Annotated in this window: 18 protein-coding genes and 1 pseudogene; 12 read left to right on the top strand and 7 right to left on the bottom strand. The window is 64.8% G+C overall.

Annotated features, from left to right (window positions below):
• The first annotated feature begins 5 nt into the window (after window positions 1-5).
• The 6 genes and pseudogenes from A3E1_RS0119730 (at window position 6) to A3E1_RS0119705 (ending at window position 7,953) form a co-directional block, all read left to right on the top strand.
• A complete protein-coding gene (locus A3E1_RS0119730; RefSeq protein ID WP_020522520.1) occupies window positions 6-2,372 on the top strand; it encodes a putative bifunctional diguanylate cyclase/phosphodiesterase in 2,367 nt (788 codons plus the stop codon).
• 65 nt (window positions 2,373-2,437) lie between these two features.
• On the top strand, window positions 2,438-3,040 hold the full coding sequence (locus A3E1_RS0119725) for an alpha-ketoglutarate-dependent dioxygenase AlkB (protein ID WP_020522519.1): 603 nt from the start codon (window positions 2,438-2,440) through the stop codon (window positions 3,038-3,040).
• Window positions 3,037-4,998, top strand: coding sequence for a carbohydrate-binding protein (locus A3E1_RS0119720; protein ID WP_157631621.1), 1,962 nt, complete (start codon window positions 3,037-3,039; stop codon window positions 4,996-4,998). Before A3E1_RS0119725 ends, A3E1_RS0119720 begins: the two co-directional genes overlap by 4 nt.
• 58 nt (window positions 4,999-5,056) lie before the next feature.
• Window positions 5,057-5,711, top strand: a pseudogene (locus A3E1_RS41125) (response regulator transcription factor).
• Window positions 5,711-7,084, top strand: a complete 1,374-nt coding sequence (locus A3E1_RS41120; protein WP_020522516.1) for a sensor histidine kinase — start codon at window positions 5,711-5,713, stop codon at window positions 7,082-7,084. The pseudogene A3E1_RS41125 and the gene A3E1_RS41120 overlap by 1 nt, the downstream one beginning before the upstream one ends.
• Window positions 7,081-7,953, top strand: a complete 873-nt coding sequence (locus tag A3E1_RS0119705) for a TAXI family TRAP transporter solute-binding subunit (protein WP_020522515.1) — start codon at window positions 7,081-7,083, stop codon at window positions 7,951-7,953. The genes A3E1_RS41120 and A3E1_RS0119705 overlap by 4 nt, the downstream gene beginning before the upstream one ends.
• Window positions 7,954-7,963: 10 nt before the next feature.
• Here the strand turns inward: A3E1_RS0119705 and A3E1_RS0119700 are convergent, their stop codons facing one another.
• Complete coding sequence (locus A3E1_RS0119700) at window positions 7,964-8,545, bottom strand: TIGR03086 family metal-binding protein (protein ID WP_020522514.1); 582 nt, start codon at window positions 8,543-8,545, stop codon at window positions 7,964-7,966.
• A gap of 35 nt (window positions 8,546-8,580) precedes the next feature.
• Between A3E1_RS0119700 and A3E1_RS0119695 the strand changes: the two genes are divergently transcribed.
• Window positions 8,581-9,141: a dihydrofolate reductase family protein gene (locus A3E1_RS0119695; protein ID WP_020522513.1), complete on the top strand. Its 561-nt coding sequence runs from the start codon at window positions 8,581-8,583 to the stop codon at window positions 9,139-9,141.
• A gap of 71 nt (window positions 9,142-9,212) precedes the next feature.
• Here the strand turns inward: A3E1_RS0119695 and A3E1_RS0119690 are convergent, their stop codons facing one another.
• The 3 genes from A3E1_RS0119690 to A3E1_RS41115 form a co-directional block, all read right to left on the bottom strand.
• Complete coding sequence (locus A3E1_RS0119690) at window positions 9,213-10,214, bottom strand: serine hydrolase (RefSeq protein ID WP_020522512.1); 1,002 nt, start codon at window positions 10,212-10,214, stop codon at window positions 9,213-9,215.
• Between the two features lie 61 nt (window positions 10,215-10,275).
• On the bottom strand, window positions 10,276-10,905 hold the full coding sequence (locus A3E1_RS0119685) for a response regulator (protein WP_020522511.1): 630 nt from the start codon (window positions 10,903-10,905) through the stop codon (window positions 10,276-10,278).
• Complete coding sequence (locus A3E1_RS41115) at window positions 10,902-11,957, bottom strand: sensor histidine kinase (protein ID WP_020522510.1); 1,056 nt, start codon at window positions 11,955-11,957, stop codon at window positions 10,902-10,904. Before A3E1_RS41115 ends, A3E1_RS0119685 begins: the two co-directional genes overlap by 4 nt.
• 48 nt (window positions 11,958-12,005) lie before the next feature.
• On the opposite strand from A3E1_RS41115, the gene A3E1_RS0119675 reads away from it, so the two are divergent.
• Together A3E1_RS0119675 and A3E1_RS0119670 are read left to right on the top strand one after the other, a co-directional pair.
• On the top strand, window positions 12,006-12,626 hold the full coding sequence (locus A3E1_RS0119675) for a GlcG/HbpS family heme-binding protein (RefSeq protein ID WP_020522509.1): 621 nt from the start codon (window positions 12,006-12,008) through the stop codon (window positions 12,624-12,626).
• Between the two features lie 83 nt (window positions 12,627-12,709).
• On the top strand, window positions 12,710-13,291 hold the full coding sequence (locus A3E1_RS0119670; RefSeq protein ID WP_020522508.1) for an ankyrin repeat domain-containing protein: 582 nt from the start codon (window positions 12,710-12,712) through the stop codon (window positions 13,289-13,291).
• On the opposite strand, the gene A3E1_RS0119665 is transcribed toward A3E1_RS0119670, so the two are convergent.
• Complete coding sequence (locus tag A3E1_RS0119665) at window positions 13,274-13,480, bottom strand: DUF6158 family protein (RefSeq protein ID WP_020522507.1); 207 nt, start codon at window positions 13,478-13,480, stop codon at window positions 13,274-13,276. The genes A3E1_RS0119670 and A3E1_RS0119665 overlap by 18 nt on opposite strands.
• Window positions 13,481-13,588: 108 nt before the next feature.
• Between A3E1_RS0119665 and A3E1_RS0119660 the strand changes: the two genes are divergently transcribed.
• Window positions 13,589-14,446, top strand: a complete 858-nt coding sequence (locus tag A3E1_RS0119660) for an alpha/beta fold hydrolase (protein WP_026208614.1) — start codon at window positions 13,589-13,591, stop codon at window positions 14,444-14,446.
• 26 nt (window positions 14,447-14,472) lie between these two features.
• On the opposite strand, the gene A3E1_RS0119655 is transcribed toward A3E1_RS0119660, so the two are convergent.
• Entirely contained in the window at window positions 14,473-15,270 is a 798-nt protein-coding gene (locus A3E1_RS0119655) for a helix-turn-helix transcriptional regulator (RefSeq protein WP_020522505.1), read from the bottom strand.
• 101 nt (window positions 15,271-15,371) lie between these two features.
• On the opposite strand from A3E1_RS0119655, the gene A3E1_RS0119650 reads away from it, so the two are divergent.
• Together A3E1_RS0119650 and A3E1_RS46230 are read left to right on the top strand one after the other, a co-directional pair.
• Window positions 15,372-15,728 carry a VOC family protein gene (locus A3E1_RS0119650; protein WP_020522504.1) on the top strand — a complete coding sequence of 119 codons (357 nt, stop codon included), beginning with the start codon at window positions 15,372-15,374 and terminating at the stop codon, window positions 15,726-15,728.
• Window positions 15,729-16,133: 405 nt separating this feature from the next.
• Window positions 16,134-16,670 carry a hypothetical protein gene (locus tag A3E1_RS46230; RefSeq protein WP_157631619.1) on the top strand — a complete coding sequence of 179 codons (537 nt, stop codon included), beginning with the start codon at window positions 16,134-16,136 and terminating at the stop codon, window positions 16,668-16,670.
• A gap of 60 nt (window positions 16,671-16,730) precedes the next feature.
• Here the strand turns inward: A3E1_RS46230 and A3E1_RS0119640 are convergent, their stop codons facing one another.
• Window positions 16,731-18,686 carry a proprotein convertase P-domain-containing protein gene (locus A3E1_RS0119640; RefSeq protein ID WP_020522502.1) on the bottom strand — a complete coding sequence of 652 codons (1,956 nt, stop codon included), beginning with the start codon at window positions 18,684-18,686 and terminating at the stop codon, window positions 16,731-16,733.
• Window positions 18,687-18,756: the final 70 nt, after the last annotated feature.

The raw sequence follows: 18,756 nt of genomic DNA, 5'->3' as shown, positions 1-18,756 counted from the left end.
GTGCGATGTTTGTTCACGGATGGGGAGGCGGCCCGGTGACGGCTACAGCCATGCGCGCGAAAGTTGATCGCGACCTCTATGTTCTGGGTTCCCCCCTCTATAGGGCGGCCAAAATCATCGTGGTGTCACTGGGGTTCACTTATGCGGCCCTAACGCTGATCCCCTTTGGTGAAGAACAGAAACCGCTGATCCACACCTGGTTCTATTCCGTGGTGCTGGTGTTGACCTGCGCACTCGCGCTCGCCCGGCCACTGCTGGTGCGGCGCAACCGCAAGGCCTGGCTGTGTGTGGCCCTCGCCGTGACATCTTGGTCGGCGGGCGACATTTACTGGTCGGCGGCGTTCTCCGATTTGGACGCCAGCGAGATCCCAGTGCCGTCGATCGCCGATGCGTTCTACGTGGGGATGTATCCGCTGGCCTACGCCGGGTTCATCGTCTTGGCCCGCGCGGCGGCCAAGCGGCTGCCCGCTTCGGTGCTGCTCGATGGCGTGGTGACCTCGCTGGCCGCTGGCGCGATCTTCTCGGCTGCGGCGCTGACCGACGTTTTGTCCAAAGCGGAGAACCTGACCAACCTCGCCTACCCGATCGGTGACCTGGTGCTGCTGGTCGTCAGCGTGGCGGCCCTGGCGATGGTGAGATGGCGCGCGGATCCGGTGTGGTGGATGCTGGGTCTGGGTGCGGCGTTCTTCGCCGTCGCTGACACGAGCTTCCTGTTTACGATCAATAACGATACCTACGTCGATGGCATGTGGATCGACGGCTTGTGGATGATCGGCCTGACGCTCATGTCGGTGGCCGGCGCGATGAACCGCAAACGCCCCGCCGCTGACGTGCGCGGCTTCATGGCGTTGCTGGTGCCTATCGTCTTCTCGTTCGCCGCGCTCGTGGTGCTGATCGTCGGCACCTTCGTGCACATGCACGCGGTCACGATCGTGCTCGCGAGCGGCTGCCTCGTCGCCGCGGGTATCCGCACCGCGCTGACGTTTGAACAAACCCGCGAGCTAGCTCGCACCCAAGTCCAGGCCAACACCGACGAACTCACGGGCCTAGGCAACCGCCGTCTGCTCGACGCGCAACTGCCCAATATGGTCGCCAACGTTCCGGCCGGATCGCAGCTGATCCTGACGATCGTCGGCATCGACCACGTGGCTGAGATCAACGGCGTACTGGGCTATCCGGCTGGTGACGCGATCCTGTCGACTGTGGGCCAGCGGCTGCGCCAGCACCTTCCCGCTGACACGCTGTCGGCCCGTCTGGGCGGCGTCGAGCTCGCGATCCTGCGGATCGTGCGCGCCGCCGACCCAGCCGCGGTGGACCGGGAAACACGTGCCCTGCTGAAGAATGTGGCGCTGCCGGTCGCTGTGGGCGAGACAGCTGTCCAAATTGAACTGAGCGCGGGCGTCGCCGTGGCACCGATTCACGCCAACGCACCAGCCGATCTCATTCGCTGCGCGGTCGACGCTTTGAGGACCGCCCGGGAGAACCGGTCAGAAGCCGAGATCTACGACCCTTCCCAGCACGAGGGCAACCGCATCGACCTGCGGCTCGCCCCGGATCTGTTGCGTGCGCTGAACAAGGGCGAGTTCATCACGTGCTACCAGCCGAAGTTCGACATCGCGAGCGGACGGCCGGTCGCGCTCGAAGGCATTTTGCGCTGGCAGCACCCGACCCGCGGGATCATCGAAAGCGAGGCGGTGCAACCACTCGCGGCTCGCATGGGCATCACGCGCCAGCTCACCCGCAGTCTGCTTGAGGCGACGCTCACGCGGTGCGCCGCCTGGTACCGCCAGGGAGTGGAGCTCGGCATCGCGGTCGACGTGACCGCGGCAGATGTGCTCGACATGCAGTTGCCTTACGACCTCGCCAAGCTCATCAACAAGGTGGGAGTGCCGCCGTCGGCACTGACCCTGGAGATCGCTGAAGACGTGCTGCAGATCGACCCGCGCCGCACGGCCACCGCGCTTGGGCAGTTCCGTCACTTTGGCATCAAACTGGCGCTCGATCACTACGGCCGCTCCGCGCCCTCGCTCACTCGCCTGCGCTCGATGCCGGTCGACGAGCTGAAGCTCGACGGCTCATTCGCCAGAGCGATGCTCAACAGCCCGCAAGACGCGGCCGTGCTGCGCTCCACTGTTGAATTGGCCCGCTCCCTAAACATCGTGACCGTGGTCGATGGCATCGACTCGGTCGAACTTTACAACGCGGTCAGTGCGACGGGTTGCGTTGGGGCGCAAGGGGTTGCGCTAGGCGAGCCGATGAGCGGGGACACTCTGCGCAACTGGCTGGAACCCTTGGTTTCGCGGTCCAGCCTCGAAAATGACACCGACCGCCGTGACTGGTTGCAAGACACGGGCATGAGCCGGATGAACTAGGTGTCGCGACGGGGATCAAGCTTCGCTGGGGCGGCATTGTCACAGGTGCCGCCTACCCTGGCGCTATGCTCGCGCCTGAGCCGTTCCAGGGCTCGCTGTTCGACCTGCCGCCCGCCGCGCCTGTGCGCACCGAGCTGGCCCATGGTGCGTGGGTCGAGTTCTGCCCGGGCTGGCTCGATAAGCCTGATGGCGTCTTCCTGCGTTTGCGCGACAACGTCGCCTGGCGGGCCGAGCGGCGCCAGATGTATGACCGCCTGCTTGACGTGCCGCGCCTGGTCGCGAGCTACGTCATCGAGGACGGGCTGCCCGACCCGGCGCTGGAAACGGCTAAGGACCGGCTCAACGCGATCTATAACGACGAACCGTTCGCGACCGCGGGCCTGTGCTTCTACCGCAGTGGACAGGACAGTGTGGCCTGGCACGGCGATACACATGGCCGCGGATCAAAGGAAGACACCGTGATCGCGATCGTGTCGGTCGGTGCGCCGAGAGCTTTCCTGATGCGGCCGCGAGGCGGCGGCAAGTCGCTGCGCTTCGAGGTGGGGCACGGTGATCTCCTGGTGATGGGTGGCAGTGCCCAGCGCACCTGGGAGCACGCTGTTCCCAAGACGGCTCGCGCGGCCGGTCCTCGCATCAGTGTGCAGTTTCGCCGAAGGAATGTCTGGTGATGGTGCGCCGGGCGGCTGGGCTCGCCTTCGCGGTAGTTCTGGTCGTCGCCGCGGCTGGTTTGCCGACTGAGCCGCCAGGCAATGTGCTGGTGTCCGGCGAAGGGACCGTCACGGTCTACGGCCGGCCGGGCTCGTTCGGCGCGCTTGATGCGGCATTGCCCTCGGGGCAGGATGTCGCGACGGTGGGCTTGCCGGGGTTCGCCTTCCCGCCGGGCCGGCATCCGCACCGGCTGGTCAAGGCGGGCAGCACGCTTCTCATGGCGCCGCGTGATCTGGGTGTGTGGGATCACCCGAGTTCAGGTGACTTGTTCGTGGCCGCTTTTGAGCTCGGCACCAAGAAGCTGACCACGATCAGCATTCCGACGACGGCCGGCAAGGCGAGCGTCTGGCGCGACGGTCATGCGATCGCACCGTCCATTGCCGACATTGTGCCGGTCGGCGACGACATGGCGGTCTATACGGCTTGGCCAACGCAGATCGAGCAGAACCCTGAGCGAGACGGGGACTGGCCGGTCCTGGGGCTGCTGCTCAAAGAGAACGGTCAGTGGAAAGCCGGGTTCAAGTGGACGGGCGGCTCACTGCGCGCCGCTGGCTGGGACAAGGCCTGCCCGCCGGACAAGAAGCGGCCCGATCAGTCTGACTGCCGTGGGCTAGGACGGATGGCCCGGCTCAAGTCCGGCGAGATCGTCGTCACCCAGCAGGACGGCCTGGCTGTCATCCGTGTGCAGCGTGGCCTCGTCGAACTCGTTGCCCAGTATGACTTTCCGGCCGGGGCCGGTAAGCCGTGGGAGGTCACCGCGCACCCAGCGGAGGACCGTTTCGTGGTTGGCCTGAAGGTCCAAAACGGACCGTCCACGGTGCAGGAGTTTCAGCTTCAGGGCGGGTCCGTCATTCCTTTGTCGGCGCGGTTGCTGCCAGCGGAACCGAAGGCAACCGGAGCTACGCCCTCATCGCCGCGCAACGACGAGCCGGTCAAGGCCACGGGGCGCGCGGGATATGGTGCCTCGGCCTATGACGCCAGCGGCAACCTTTGGGTCGCGCGGAACAACGAGGTTGGGGCCGGCCCGGTCGCGATCTTCACCAAACCTCGCTGCGCTCCGGCTCCTGGACCGGTCGTGTGCCGGCCTGACTATGAGGTGAATCAGCCACAGAAATTCGATACCGCCGAAGGAATGCTGTTCGACCCGGCCACCAACACGATGCTCTACTTGGCAAGGCACGGCGTCCTGCTGGCGATTCGCTTTGATGGCAAGACGTTCTCGATTGGCAATGCGGTCGATTTGGGAAGCCGGCTGTTGCTGGGCGGCGATGTGGACACGCACGTCGCGCATCAACTCGGGGTGGTCGATCAAGGAAAGGTCTGGTTGCCGGGGCTGCAACACAAGCCCGGGACCGTCGCTGCGCCATACGACCATTGGCTTTACGCGGTGAACCTGAGCGACCTGTTCGCGCCCGCGCCGCACGTGCTGCCAGTGACACCGGGCCGGACTGTCACGATTCAGGCCGAGCGCACGGTCGATAACTCAACGCGTGTGATCCCCGGAACGGCTGGGCTGCAGCACGTGGTGGCGAAGGTGACCGCTGGCGGATGCTCGGACTTCCCGGCCGGTGTCGCCTGTGCCGCCGATAACGTGGCCGGCAATGGATTCCAGGTCGGGCACGACAGCATCTTTGGCTACATAGGCGATCCCATCGCGTATCAGATCAGGGTGCCGGAGTCGGGCACGTACCGGTTGTCCCTTCACGCCTCGACCTATCCCAACATCTCCACTTCCGCTGTCGAGATAACGGTCGCTGGACAATCAGCACGCATACCTGTGCCTCCTGGCTGGAACTACCACCACCTTTCCGCGACGACGATGTTCACGCTGCCCGCCGGCGTGCACACGGTGCTGGTGGGTCACCGGCCGGGCGAACACGGCTGGTTCCTCAACTCGCTGACCTTCCAGCGGATTTAGTGAAAATTTTGCGGTCCGCCCTCTCGCGCCCCTCCTCCGCGCGCACGACTATAGACAGATGCGAGTGCTTCTCGTGGAGGATGATGCGCGGTTCGCGACGGCGCTGACCAGTGCGCTCAAGCGCGGTGGTTACGAGGTGACCGTCGCGCCGACCGCTGCCGCCGCGTTCGCTGCGCCCGAGGTTGATCTGGTGTTGCTCGACATTGGACTGCCCGACGGCGACGGGGGTCGACGTGTGCCGCCGCATCCGGCAGAGCAGCGATGTCGCCGTGATCATGCTGACGGCCCGTGGGCAGGAGCGTGAGCGTGTCACGGGGTTGCGGGCTGGCGCCGATGACTATGTGGTCAAACCCTTCGGGTTCGCCGAGTTGCAGGCCCGGATGGAAGCGGTGTTGCGCCGTGCCCGCCCCGCCCGTACTGCCGGTGTGCTGACTGTTGGCAAACTCAGCGTCGATCTGGACAAGCACAGCGCCTTCGTTAACGAGAGCCCGGTTCCGTTGACCCGCAAGGAGTTTCAGCTGCTCGCCATCTTGATGGCCGAGCCGGAGATGGCGGTCCGCCGGGAGCGGCTGTTCTCGGAGGTGTGGCGAACCACCTGGCAGGGCACCTCGCGAACGCTTGACGTGCACATGACCACGCTTCGTTCCAAGATTGGCGGCGGCGCCGAGATTCAAACCATCCGCGGCGTCGGCTACCGGATCGTCGGGATCTGATGCGCCGCCGTCTCATCTGGACTTACCTGACGTTCTTGCTCATTGTCCTGATGGGATTGAGTGTGCCGCTGGGCTTGGTGCTTGCCGCCCGTGATGCGCAAACCATGTTCATGGACCGGCTTGGCGACACGATCCGTTTCGCTGCTCTGGCCGAGCCTGCGCTTCTGACCAACCGGATGAGTGCGCTCGACGCGGAACTCCGGCATTACGACTCGTTGTTTGGCATCACGGCCGTGGTCGTGGACCGCAACCGGCGCATCGCCGCAAGCTCCCGCGAGGCGGTCAGCCTGGAGACGGTGGAGATTCAGGAACGAATAAGCCGAGCGCTGTCCGGGCAGGCGAGCCAGTTTCCCGGGGTGAGCTGGCCGTGGGATCCCGCCCCACTGATCATCGCGGAGCCGGTCGGCAGCGGAGGGGAGATCGTCGGGGTCGCGCTGACGATCTCTCCGTCTGGGGAGCTGCAAGCGGGCACTTGGCGGAACTGGTTTCTGCTCGGCTCACTCAGTTTGCTCACGCTTTTGCTGGGTGCGTTAGCGACCGGGCCCGTCGCGCGCTGGACGCTGAAACCGGTGCACGACCTGGACGAGGCCGCCCATGCACTCGCTGTCGGGACCTTCTTGCCGGATCAGATCACGGGCTCGGGTCCGCCTGAGTTGCGCCGGCTCACGGAATCCTTCGCCACCATGGCTTCCCGCGTGACCGCGCTATTGCAACGCCAGCGCACCTTCGCCTCCTATGCGAGCCATCAGCTGCGTACGCCCTTGGCGACCTTGCGCTTATCGATCGAGAACCTGAGCCCGGCGGTGGACAAGTCTGGGGCCGGCGACTATGCCCTGATCGCCAGCGAGATCGAGCGGATGGCGGGCATGTGCGACGCGCTGCTGACCTATGCGCTAGCTGAAGTGCCCGCGGGCCCGCAGACGGTGATCGACGCGGCCGAGGTCGCCGCCGACCGGGTCACGTTCTGGTCCGGGCCAGCTGAACGGGCGGGTCTGCGGATCGCCTTGCACACCAACGCTCCCGCTAAGGCGATGGCGGCGGCAAACGTGCTCGACCAGGCGCTCGATGCTCTGCTCAGCAACGCGATCAAGTTCGCGGGGGCAGGTGCCGACGTCCTGGTGACCGTCTCGCCTCACCCCGATGGCTTGGTGGAAGTTCACGTCAGTGATACGGGTCCGGGACTGTCCACAACGGACATCGCTCGCGCGCCGGAAGCCTTCTGGCGCGGTCCGGCCGATCAGAACGCGGACGGTTCCGGCCTTGGCATCACCATCGCCGAGTCACTGATCACCGCGTCAGGCGGCGAACTCCTGCTGCGGCAAGCTGTTCCGCACGGACTGCACGCCATCATCCTCCTGCGGAGCGCGCCATGAAGCGGCTGCTAATCGTCGCGTTGTTACTGCTATCGAGCTGTAAGGCCGCTGATTCACCCCAGTTATCTGAGCTGACACTCGCGAGTGGCGGCTTTGAAACGCTGGGTCACGACGTGGCACGGGTGTCCCCGATGCCGGCGAGACCTGTGCCTGCGGGCAGCTCTGTCGAAAACATCAGGCTCGTCGCCGAGGGCAAGGCACAGGCCGGCTTCGCCGCCATCGATTTCTGTTTGCTTGCCGCACAAGGCGAACAGCCCTTTGGCCGGGCCTTGCCGCTGCGCGCGCTCGCTGTCTTGCCCGAAGACTACGTGCAAGTGGTGGTGCGGGCCGACAGCACGATCACCAACTTTGCCGCGCTGTCCAAGAAGAGGGTCGTCGTCGGCCCGCCCATGGTCGCCAACGTCACCGCCAACCGGGTCATCGACGCGACCCGGATCGATGTCGTGCGGATGGAACTGTCCACATCGGACGCCTCGGCCGCGCTGCGCTCAGGCGACGTCGCCGCGATCGTGCACATCGGCGGGCTCCCCAGCCAGGTGGTCACCGACTTGGGAATCCCGATCCGGGTCCTTCCGCTGCCGATCGGCGTCGAGGAGCTAACCAGCCGGTTCGGCGACATATACGTGGCCCGCACGATTCCAGCGGGCACGTATCAATCCACCGTTTCGGTCGAGACGTTCGGCATCCCCAACCTCTACCTCGTGCGGGAGGATCTGCCGGACAAGGCCGCCTATCAGCTCACCCAGCTGCTGTTCAAAGCGCGGCCGCAGCTCGATCGCCGCCAGGCGGCCGCCGCCTCACCCCTGCCACTGCACCCGGGCGCTGTTCGTTTCTATCAAGAATCAAAACCCTTCGCCGGTATGCCGTGAGCCCTACCCCTCAAGGCTGCCGCCCGATAGCGGCAAGCAGCTTGTCCTGCTTCGAGGCGTCATCGGGCACCTTGACTTGCGGCCCGTACACGAAGATGCCCGGGCCAAACGCCTCCGGCGTGCGCATCTTGTCGAGCAGTGAAGCCGGGATCGCCTGAAGATCTGTCCACATGCGATCGACATCTTCGGGGTCCATGGTGTCGTCTTGGCCCGTCGCGCGGGCGAGATCCCAGCCGTGCAGCACCATGTCGTCGCTGACGACCTGATCAATGTGTTGGGCGGCGGTCATCGGGCCGGTCGGCGAGGGGCTCTCCTGCCCGGCTAACGCCGGGTCGGCGAGCACCGCTTCCACATCGGCACGGGCGGCCCGGAAGGCGGCGAGCGGATCATCGGCGACGGATGGCGCGGGGCTAAGACCGCGGCCCACCGGACGGAGCATCGCGGCGTGCATATCGACGATATGGCTCACCACATCACGGGCGGTCCACTCCGCGCATGGGGACTGATTTGCCCACTGACCAGGCGCGACAGCGGCGATCTTGGCTTCGAACTGATCCGCGTGTTTTTTGTAGCGGATTTTTATCTCGTCCATGTCGAGAACCTACCGCCGGGCTACGACTAAGGGGCATGAGGAAGCTTATTTACTGGGTTCACACGTCCATCGATGGTCACATCGCCGGCCCGAACGGCGAGTTTGACTGGCCCGCCCTGGGCCCGGAACTCGCTGACTACTCCTACGCGCTGGAAGACCGCTGCGACACGTTCGTCTACGGCCGTGGCGTCTGGGAGATGATGGCCGCTTACTGGCCGATCGCGGAAACACTCGACGATGACGAGCACACCAAGAAGTTCGCGCCGATCTGGCGGGTCAAGCCCAAAGTCATCTTCTCCCGGACACTGGACAAGGCGGACTGGAACTCCCGCATCCTCGGCGGAGACCTCGCCGAGGAGGTCGCCAAGCTCAAAGCCGAGCCCGGCACCGATCTGCTCCTGACCGGTGGCACCGAGCTGGCTTCCGCTCTGGCGGTGCTGGGGCTGATCGACGAATTCCACATCGCCATCCACCCCGTCGCTCTCGGGGGCGGGCTGTCCGTCCTCAAGGTCACTGACCGGGTCAATCTCCGCCTGGCCGGCTCAAAGATCACCGACGAGCGCATCATGGTGCTGCACTACGAGCCGATGTCATAAAGGCATTGCTGGCCAGCGAAGAAACGTCGCTGGCGCGCGGGCTGCGCCGAACAGCCCGCGCGCCAAGGTGTTTAGCCGCCGTTGACGGGCTCGAAGCGCTCCACGTGGTGGCGCGCCGCGATGCCGGGGCGGGTCTGCCGGTTGATGGTGTCGAACATGACGCGGCCGAGCACGGCGTGGGCTTCGACAGCGGGATGCGTGGCACCGTAGTTGCCGAGGTCACCGAGCGAATCGGTGAAGAAGGCATAGGTCAGCACGGGCGCGCCGTCGGCACCGAACATGATGCCGGCCTCATTGCGTTGTGCCCCAAGCGTATTGAAGTCAGCGCCATATTTGGTCGCGATGCGGCTGCGCTCGTCGGAGGACATGTTGCGCCGGATGCCGTCGTGGTATCCGTTGACCCACCGCATGATGCGCAGCAAGAAGTCGCAGGACGCGGGCGACAGCAGGGTCTTGTTGGCCAGCCGCCACATCAGGTCGTGCACTTCACGTGGCGTGGTCACGCCGAGGAAGAACCGGTTGGGGTTAGCCACCGGCTGCACCCTCGTGTGCACGAATCCTTTAGCGGCAAGGATTTCGTTCACCTCAAGCGCTGGCACGACCCTGCCACACATCCGCACCGCGGTGTTGTCAGACATCAGCAGCAGCGCGGTGAGGAAGTTGGCGATGGTGATCTGATCGCCGTAGACACCGTGCAGGTGATAGATGCCGCTGCCGCCGAGGATCAAATTGGCCGGAAGGTCGAGCTTGTCGTCCAGGCGCAGCAGACCCCGGTCAATCTTGTCCATCACCGTAACCGCGACGGCGACTTTCTGCACGCTATAGGCATTGGTGACAGCGTCAGCGTCGTCATCGACGATCGCGTCGAGCCCACCGGAGTCGTTGATGACAGCGACGTGGGAGTGCCAGTTGCCACCTACACGCGTTTTCTGGCCCAGGTAGCGGCCCCGGATCCGGTCAACCCCGGCATAACTGTCAGTTTCTTCAGCGTGAGCCGTCTGTCCGAGAGCGACTGTCGTCGCGGCCGCGGCTCCCAGGCCAATCGCCGCACGGCGCGAGAAATTCAATGTCACGAAACTTTCCTCCCCGTCAGGTTTTTCTAGACCCAGCCACCCTAGAGGAAGATTGGCCGCTTTACTGCCCCGGCAACCGGATCAGGCGGCGCGCGACGGCTGCCGTTACCGCCGCGGTGCGGCTGTCGACACCGAGCTTCGCGAAGATATGCACCAAGTGCGTCTTGACCGTGGCCTGTCCAATGTGGAGCTTGCGGCCGATCTGCGCGTTGGTGAGACCCTCGGCTAGCAGGTGCAGGAGCTCGACTTCGCGCGGACTCAGGCTCGGCTCAGGCGTGACTGTCCGCCGGGCGAGGCGGGAGGCCACGGGAGAAGATAGGACGGTCCGGCCCTGTGCCGCCTCTTTGATCGCACGGAACAACTCTTCCGGCGCGGTGTCCTTGAGCAGATAGCCGGTCGCTCCAGCAGCCACCGCACGCACGATGTCAGCATCGCTGTCATAGGTGGTCAGCACCAGAACCCTTGGCGCGGGAACGATTTGCGCCATCAGCCGGGTCGTCTCCACACCGTCGATGCCCTGGCCTAGCTGCAAATCCATCAGCACGACCTCGGGATGCAGGGCCGCCGCCATGTGCAGGGCTTCCTCGCCGGTGGCCGCTTCGCCACACACCTCGATGCCTTCGACACCACCGAGAAGAGCACGCAAGCCAGCGCGCACCACCGGGTGGTCGTCGACCAACAGCACCTTCATTTGGGGGCCTCAACCATGACGAGGGTACTCAGTGAGTCCCCCGACCGAACGGTAAGCGTCCCCCCGATGAGCGCCGCACGATCGCGCATCGCCTCGAGTCCGTAACCGCGACCGGGGCCGGGCTGCGGCGCGGACGGATCAAACCCGATCCCGTTGTCAGCGATCTCCAGCCGCACTCTCGCGGGCTCGAAAGTCAGTGTTACCACCGTTCGCGTCGCCTGAGCGTGCTCGGCGACGTTAGCCAGGGCACTCTGCGCGATGCGCAGCAACTCCACGCTTGTCTTGGTGCTCAAGGCAACCGGCGTGCCATGGGTGCTGAACTCGGCGCCGGTGCTCTGGCACAGCTCACGCAACGCTTCCGTGAGCGGTTGCTCTGTCAAAGCGGCCGGCGTGAGGCCTGCCACGACCCGGCGCGCCTCAGCCAAGTTGTCCCGTGCGGCCCCGGCCGCCTGGCGCACATAGGAACGAGACCGCTCGGGTGCTCTTTCCCAATCCCGGTCAGCGGCCTGCAACAGCAGGTTCACACTGGACAGTCCCTGCGCGATGGTGTCGTGGATGTCCCTAGCCAGTCGTTGCCGTTCGGCGAGCACGCCCGCCTCCCGTTGGCTGACCGCCAGTTCATCGCGCGCTTTAGCCAGCTGAACGAAGGCAGCGGTCGCGATCACGGTCACGGCGACCGGCGCCAGGATGAGACTGGGGTCGATCGTGGTCGCCCGCAGCAGCCCAGCCAGGATCACCGATGCCGTGAGGGCGACGGCCAGCACGATGGCAGTGCGGGCCGAGAACTCCCCTAGTGCCGCGAACAGAACCGGCACGGCACACCAGCCGAAGCTGGGCGCTAAGAACACGAGCGGAAGCCACACCACGAGCAGAGCGATGACCCAAGCCTTGCGGGGCAACGGGAACAGCATGCCAGCGCTGTAAACCAGGGCCAGCACTCCCGCCACGCCCAGCACGAGCGGTGCGCGGTCAGTCAAGCCGTGCCGAGCCGCATACTGCGCTGCGGACGCGGCGAGCAGCAGGTAGAAGCCCGCGTGCATCCAAGTGCGCATGTGTCCACGGTACGGGGGCTGGCGCCGCGCACATCAACCATCTGATGGATGCCACCGCCGGCCGCCTTCACCACGTGCACCCTTCAGCGCGGGGGCAGGCTCATGGAGTACCCGCTGATGGTTTTGGAGGAAAAGATGAAGCTGAAGGGGCGCATGGCGCTGGTGGGAGTCGCGGCTGGGCTGAGCGTGGTCGCTGGGTCGGCGGGCCTGGCGCTCGCGGGCGGGCCGGCGGCCACCGCGGGCAAAGCACCGAACGCTGCGGACACGACCCAGGTTCGCGTGCTGAAAACCGACGCGGCGGTCCAGATCGCTCAGGCCACTATCGATGCCGCTGAACAGGGCGGCCATCACGTTACGGTGGTGATTATGGATCGCTCCGGGCAGGTCCGCGTGTCATTGCATGGCGATGGCGCCGGTCCACAGACCGATGAGTCGGCCAAGCGCAAGGCTTTCACTGCGGTCTCGTTCGGCCAGCCGACCACGGCACTGGCGGCGAACGCGGGCGGCACCAACCCGTCGATCCGTGATCTCCCCGGCACCCTGTTCCTCGGCGGCGGCATCCCGATCACCATCAACGGCGAAATCGTTGCCGCCATTGGGGTTGGCGGCGCGCCTAGCGGAGCGCTCGACCACCAATACGCCGAAGCCGGACTGGCGGCCACGCGATGAAGCGCGGGCGCCTGGCGGTGGCGCTTCTGGCATTGTCACTGTCAGGCGCCTGCACAACCGCCGCACCAGAAGGAGACGCACCAATGACTGACCTGCTTTCGGCCGCGCGTGCGGGCGATGTGGCCGCCGCGCAAGAAGCTATCGCCGCTGGGGCGGAGTTGGAGAAGCGCGACGAACGCGGGCGTACGCCGCTATTGCTCGCCGTGACCGAGGATCACGTTGAGGTGGCACGGCTTCTCGTCGCCGCCGGAGCCGATCCGGATGCCCTCGACGATCAGCACGACACGCCGTGGCTCGTGACTGGCGTCACCGGAAGCGTTGCCATGCTTGAAGTTCTGCTGCCCGCCAACCCAGACATGACGATCGTCAACCGGTACGGCGGCATTTCCGTCATCCCGGCGAGCGAGCGTGGACACGTCGAGTATGTGCGGCGTGTCGTTCAGACGGGCGTCAACGTCAATCACGTCAACAACTTGGGCTGGACCGCCCTGCTGGAGTGCGTGATCCTTGGCGACGGCTCCGCCAAGTACCAAGAAATTGCCCGGATTCTCATCGAAGCTGGCGCCGATGTGTCCATTGCGGACAAAGACGGGGTGACCGCGTTGCAGCATGCTGAACGACGCGGCTTCACTGAGCTCGCAGAGGTGCTAGTCGCGCAGTCGTGACTGTTCGATCTCCCGGTCGGGGAACCGGCGCAAATATTCGGCTTCCAGCTCCGCCATCCGCTCGGTGTGGGTGTCGAGGGCGTTGTCCGACCCATGCCGCATTGTTTCGTGGCGCGTGCGCTGCACTTGATATAGCTCCCGGAGCAAATCGTCGTCGCTTAGCTGATCTGCCCGTATTCCCTCTTCCATAGCCGTCCACTACCCAGATTGGCCCGGCTAAAAACTTCTTCGCGCTCGCGCGATGAGTTTCGGAGATCCGCCTCGTCTTAGAGTTAGAACTCCGAGAAGGGAACGATGATGACCTCGACCGAAACCCATACGCTTGACCTGCCCGGCGTGACTTTGACCTACGACGTGCGCAAGGCGGCGGAAACGACTGAACCGCCATTGCTGATGTTCGGTTCGCCGATGGACGCCAGTGGATTCGCCACGCTCGCGGAATACTTCCCCGATCGCACCGTGGTCACCTACGACCCTCGTGGGGCTGGCCGCAGCAAGCGCACCGGCGGCTCGATCGAGTCAACCCCAGACCTGCACGCCAGCGACGTTTACGCAGTGATCTCCGCTGTGGGTGGACCGGTCGACATCTTCGCCAGCAGCGGCGGTGCCGTGAACGCCCTCGCGCTCGTGGCCAAACACCCGTCAGTGGTGCGCACCCTCGTGGCCCACGAGCCGCCCGCGGCCCAGGTCCTGCCGGACCGTGAAGAAGCGTTGTCCGCCATCGCTGACATGCGCCAGACCTACGAGCGGGACGGCTTCGGTGCCGCGATGGCCAAGTTCATCGCCATCACCAGCCTGCAGGGCCCGATTCCGGCTGATTTCGGCAGCGGACCGATGCCGAGCCCGGCTGATTTCGGGATGCCCACGGAAGACGACGGCTCACGTGACGATGTGCTGTTCGCCCAGAACCTCATCACCTGCACGCACTATGAGCACGACTTCGAGGCGCTCAGCGCCGCGCCGACCCGTATCGTGCTGGCCGTTGGGGAAGAGTCGGAAGGCACCTTCGCCCGCCGCGCTGGCGAGGGCGTGGCCGAGCGTCTTGGCCTCAAGCCCGTCATCTTCCCGAGCCACCACGGTGGCTTCATGGGTGGCGAGTTTGGGATGGCCGGACAGCCAGAAGCCTTCGCTGGAGCGCTCCGCGAAGTCCTTTAACCAGCAACGCTTTTCGGGCCCTCCGGTTAAGACCGGGGGGCCTTCGCCGTGCCGAGAAGGTGCTGAAGCGCCGTGGGCGTGTGCCCTACGTGTTCGCGCAACGTGCGGGTCAGATGGGCCTGGTCGGCGAAGCCGAGGTCGGCCGCGAGCAGGCCGAGATGGGCTTCGCCGCCTTCCAAACGTTCTAAGGCGTGGGCGACCCGCACGCGGTTGCGATAGCGGGTAAGCGAAACCCCCATCTCGCGCGTGAACGCACGGCTCAGCCGATAGGGCGAGACCCCGAGCGATTCGGCGAGCGGGAACAGGCCCTGGGTGGCGGGATGACCTTCGAGGATGGCTTCGCGCGCGGCCGCGACCACGGCCCGGTCAGCGGCGCTTGTCGTCTTTGGACGGACACCGCTAATCAGTTTCACGAGTTGTTCAGTGAGCGCATAGTCGATGTCACCCACCTCGGCGGCACGCAGGAGGCGCCGGTGCACGAGGTCGACTCGCCCGTCGACATAAAGGGTTCCTGACGTGATGCCCGCCGTGTCGCTGGTGATGGTCTGCCACAGCGCCGGTGTCAGCGTGATGGAGGTGCACACGTCACCGCCAGCGGGATGGGCGAAGCGCTCCTCCTCGCCGGGCAGGCCGATATAGGCGAGAGTCGGATCGATGTCGGCCGCTGTGCCGGTGGCCATCCGGCGGAATCGTCCCCTGCGCACCAGCACCACGCGAAAGTCGTCGCGCGACTCCGCCTCCGACCACCCACGGTGATCGTCGCGGCAGCTCACCGCCATGACGGAGAACTCCGGCCGCGAGGCGAGCGAAACGAAAGAACGCACGAGCCAGACGCTACGACGCGGGTGTGACAGGACAGACGGTGTCTTAGGCGGCCGCAAGAATCTTCAAGACGCTAACGCCCGCTCGCGGCAGCCTTTTCGGCATGAGTTCAATCGCCAACCTCAGCACGGTCGTCCTCGATTGCGTCAATCCCGCCAGCCTGGCCGAGTTCTACACCAAAGTGACCGGGTGGAAGGTCACGTACTCCGACGAAGACTGCGTCTATCTCTCCGACGGCGGCCCGATTCAGCTGGGCTTCCAGCGGGTCACGGACTACCAGCCGCAGAAGTGGCCCGACCCGGCCAAGCATGCCCACTTCGACTTCAAGGTCAGCGATATCGACCAGTCCGTCAAGGAACTGGTCGCTTTGGGCGCTTCGAAACCGGACTTTCAGCCCGGCGGAGACCAGTGGACGGTTCTCGCTGATCCCGAAGGTCACCTATTCTGCGTGGCCGCCTGATGACTTAGGGATGGATTAAGGGTTGTGCCTAATGCGGTGACTTGCCCGAATTGCGATTCTTAAAGCACCCCCGTTGGCGGCGGAGTAGTCGGAGATCAGCGTGGATCCCCGCACTCCGCCGCCGGGGCTTAACTCTGCTGTAGCCCGGAAATCCCACAGAATCGTGGCGCGGTCGCCGGCCTGAGCTTTGTGGAGACCGGGCGCTCTAGTCCGGGGCGGCCGTTGGTGCTTCGGCTCGCGGAATCGCTTGAACTGTCCCTGCGCGACCGCAATTCGCTGCCGACAGCGCCGGATTCACGCCCGCGTTCGCTGTGAGACCACATTGGACGATCCGAGGCTAGGGGCCGATCAGACGTCCGCGGATGCCTTGGCATCGCGAGTGAGCCAGGTGATACTTTCGCGATCATGAAAGGAAGTCGCATTGGCTCGCTAGTGGGAGCCGTCGCCGGAATGGCATTTATCTTCGCCAACTCCACGGAGTTCGCCTCCTCTGTCACCACCATCGTGCGGGTGGCCGGGGCGCTGGCATTTCTGGCGGTACTGTGGCTTGCCGTCATCAAGCCCCCGCCATCAGCACCCGAGCGACCGCCAAGCCGGGCGGCGATTCGCACCTATGGCTTCAGTGTCACGGCTATGGTCCTTGCCATGTTCGCGGGATCGTCGGTCATCAGCCGCGTGCTGGAACAGCCGAATCTGGTCGTTCTATGGGTCATCTTCGTGGTCGGCGCGCACTTTCTGCCGTTCGCCAAGGCGTTCGCCGCTCCGGTATTCACCTGGCTTTCCCTGACGATGATGGGCCTTGCCGTCGTGGGAACAGTGCTCGCTCTGACCGTGGATCCGGTCGCCGCGAAGTGGACGGCTGTCGCCACTGGGCTGACCCTCCTGTTGTTCAGTTTCCTTGGCTCCCGCATGAAGTCCGGCCATCCGGTCGCGGCGGTTTAGTGACATAAATGAAAGCGGCTGCCTGGCTGAGGATCCAGGCAGCCGCAGTCATCTTGGCGATTACAGGGTTAGCGTCCAGCTGTCGATATAGCCGGTGTCATTGTTCGCGTTGTCATTGACCCGCAGGTTCCAGGTGCCGTTCTTGACCTCACTCGACAGGTTCGTGGTGTAGGTCTGGTTGATGTTGTCGGCGCTGCCACCCGTGCGGTTGTGCAGGGTGTAGAGCGTGCCGTCGGGTGCCACCAGCTGCACGAGCATGTCACCGATGTAGGTGTGCACGATGTGCACCTCCACAGTGGACGTCGCCGAACCGTTACCCGAGCAACCCGAGATGGTGATCGGGCTGTTCACGGTAGCGTTGTCGGTGATGTTCACGTTATTGGCGTTCGTGCCGGTGCAACCCGGAGGCGTTGAGCCACCAAGGTTTAGCGTCCACGTGTCGATGTAGCCCGTGTCGCCGCCAGCGTTGTCGTTGACGCGCAGGTTCCAGGTGCCGTTCGCGGCTTCACTCGACAGGTTCGTGGTGTAGGTCTGGTTGATGTTGTCCGCGCTGCCACCCGTGCGGTTGTGCAGGGTGTAGAGCGTGCCGTCGGGCGCCACCAGCTGCACGAGCATGTCGCCGATGTAGGTGTGCACGATGTGCACCTCAACCGTTGACCCTGAACCAGCGTTGCCGGCACAGCCACTGATCGTGATCGGACTGTTGACGGTCGTGTTGTCAGTGATGTTGACGTTATTGCCGTTGGTGCCACTGCAACCCGGCGCGCCGTTGACCGTCAGCGTGAACGTGGCCGTCCTGGTCGCGCTCGCTCCCGTACCAGTAATGGTGATGGGATAGGTGCCCGGCGGTGTGGCAGCGGTCGTCGAAACCGTGAGGGTCGATGAGCCGCTGTTGGAGCTGATGGACGTCGGGCTGAAGCTCGCCGTCGCGCCGCTGGGCAAGCCAGAGGCGGTCAGGTTCACCGTCTGGGCCGAGCCGTTGGTCAGCGTCGCTGAAACCGTTGTGTTGACTGAACTTCCCGGTGCGACCGCGCCAGAGGTGGGCGAAGCGGCAATCGTGAAGTCGTTCTGCGCCACGTCCCGCACCGCGAGTGTCCACAGGGCATATGCCGCCGCGTCACCCGCACGGTTGAGGTGCGTGTCACTGATGTTGCTGGGGTAGGTGTCGCAAGACGCGTGGTAACACGGGTCGTAATCGCCGGTGTTGCCGCCCCACTTAGTGACCTGAGCACTGGTCTTGTTAGCACTCGCGCCCGCGGCGACGCCGGAGGTCTGAATGCCGACCGCGTTGAATGACGCGTCGTCGGAACGGCCCGCTCCTTCAACGTTTTCTTCCGGGGCCAGGCCCGGGAAGTTGGTGTCGTAGTACTGCTTGAGCACCTGGCCGGGCACAGACGAGATGCGGTTGATGAAATAGCCGCCGTTGGTCGAGGCGACCATGTCGAAGTTGAAGTAGGCCTTGATCTTCGACCGCTCCGACGTCGGCAGGTTGTTGGCGTAGAACTCAGAACCGTTGAGGCCCTGCTCTTCATCGGTCCACCAGCCGAACCTGACGTGGTTGAGCATTGACGGGTTCGTCGACGCCAGCGTCAGCGCTAGCTCAAGCAGCATGCCCGAGCCCGACCCGTTGTCGTTGATACCGGGACCTGCCGACACACCGTCAAGGTGAGCACCGAACATGTAGACGTTGTTGCCGTCTCCGCCTGGCCAGTCGGCGATAACGTTCGGGCCGGAACCCGAGGTGCAGCCAGAGGTGCAGTTCTGCTTGACCACGGTGAAGCCGGCCGCGACCAGCTTGTCGTAGACATAGTTCACCGAAGCCGTGTAACCAGCCGTGTTGGAACGGCGGTTGCCTCCGTTAGCGTTGGCGATGTTCTGGAACTGCTGCAAGTGCGCTTTGGTGTTGGTCAGCGAAATATCCGGGATGACCAGTTGCGCATTTGCTGTGTACGGAGCGGAGACGAGCGCGCCTGCGGCTAGCAGCGCAACGGCAAGTCCGCGCAGAGTTCGTTTCACTCTGACTCCTCACGAGGGGACGGGTAGTGGGAATCGCAACCTGTCTCGGGCATCGAAATGCACTACGGCA

The sequence above is a fragment of the Catelliglobosispora koreensis DSM 44566 genome, from assembly GCF_000379685.1.
Lineage (GTDB): Bacteria > Actinomycetota > Actinomycetes > Mycobacteriales > Micromonosporaceae > Catelliglobosispora > Catelliglobosispora koreensis.
Note: the sequence above shows the minus strand (reverse complement) of the source record. Positions and strands in the feature narration are given on the sequence as shown.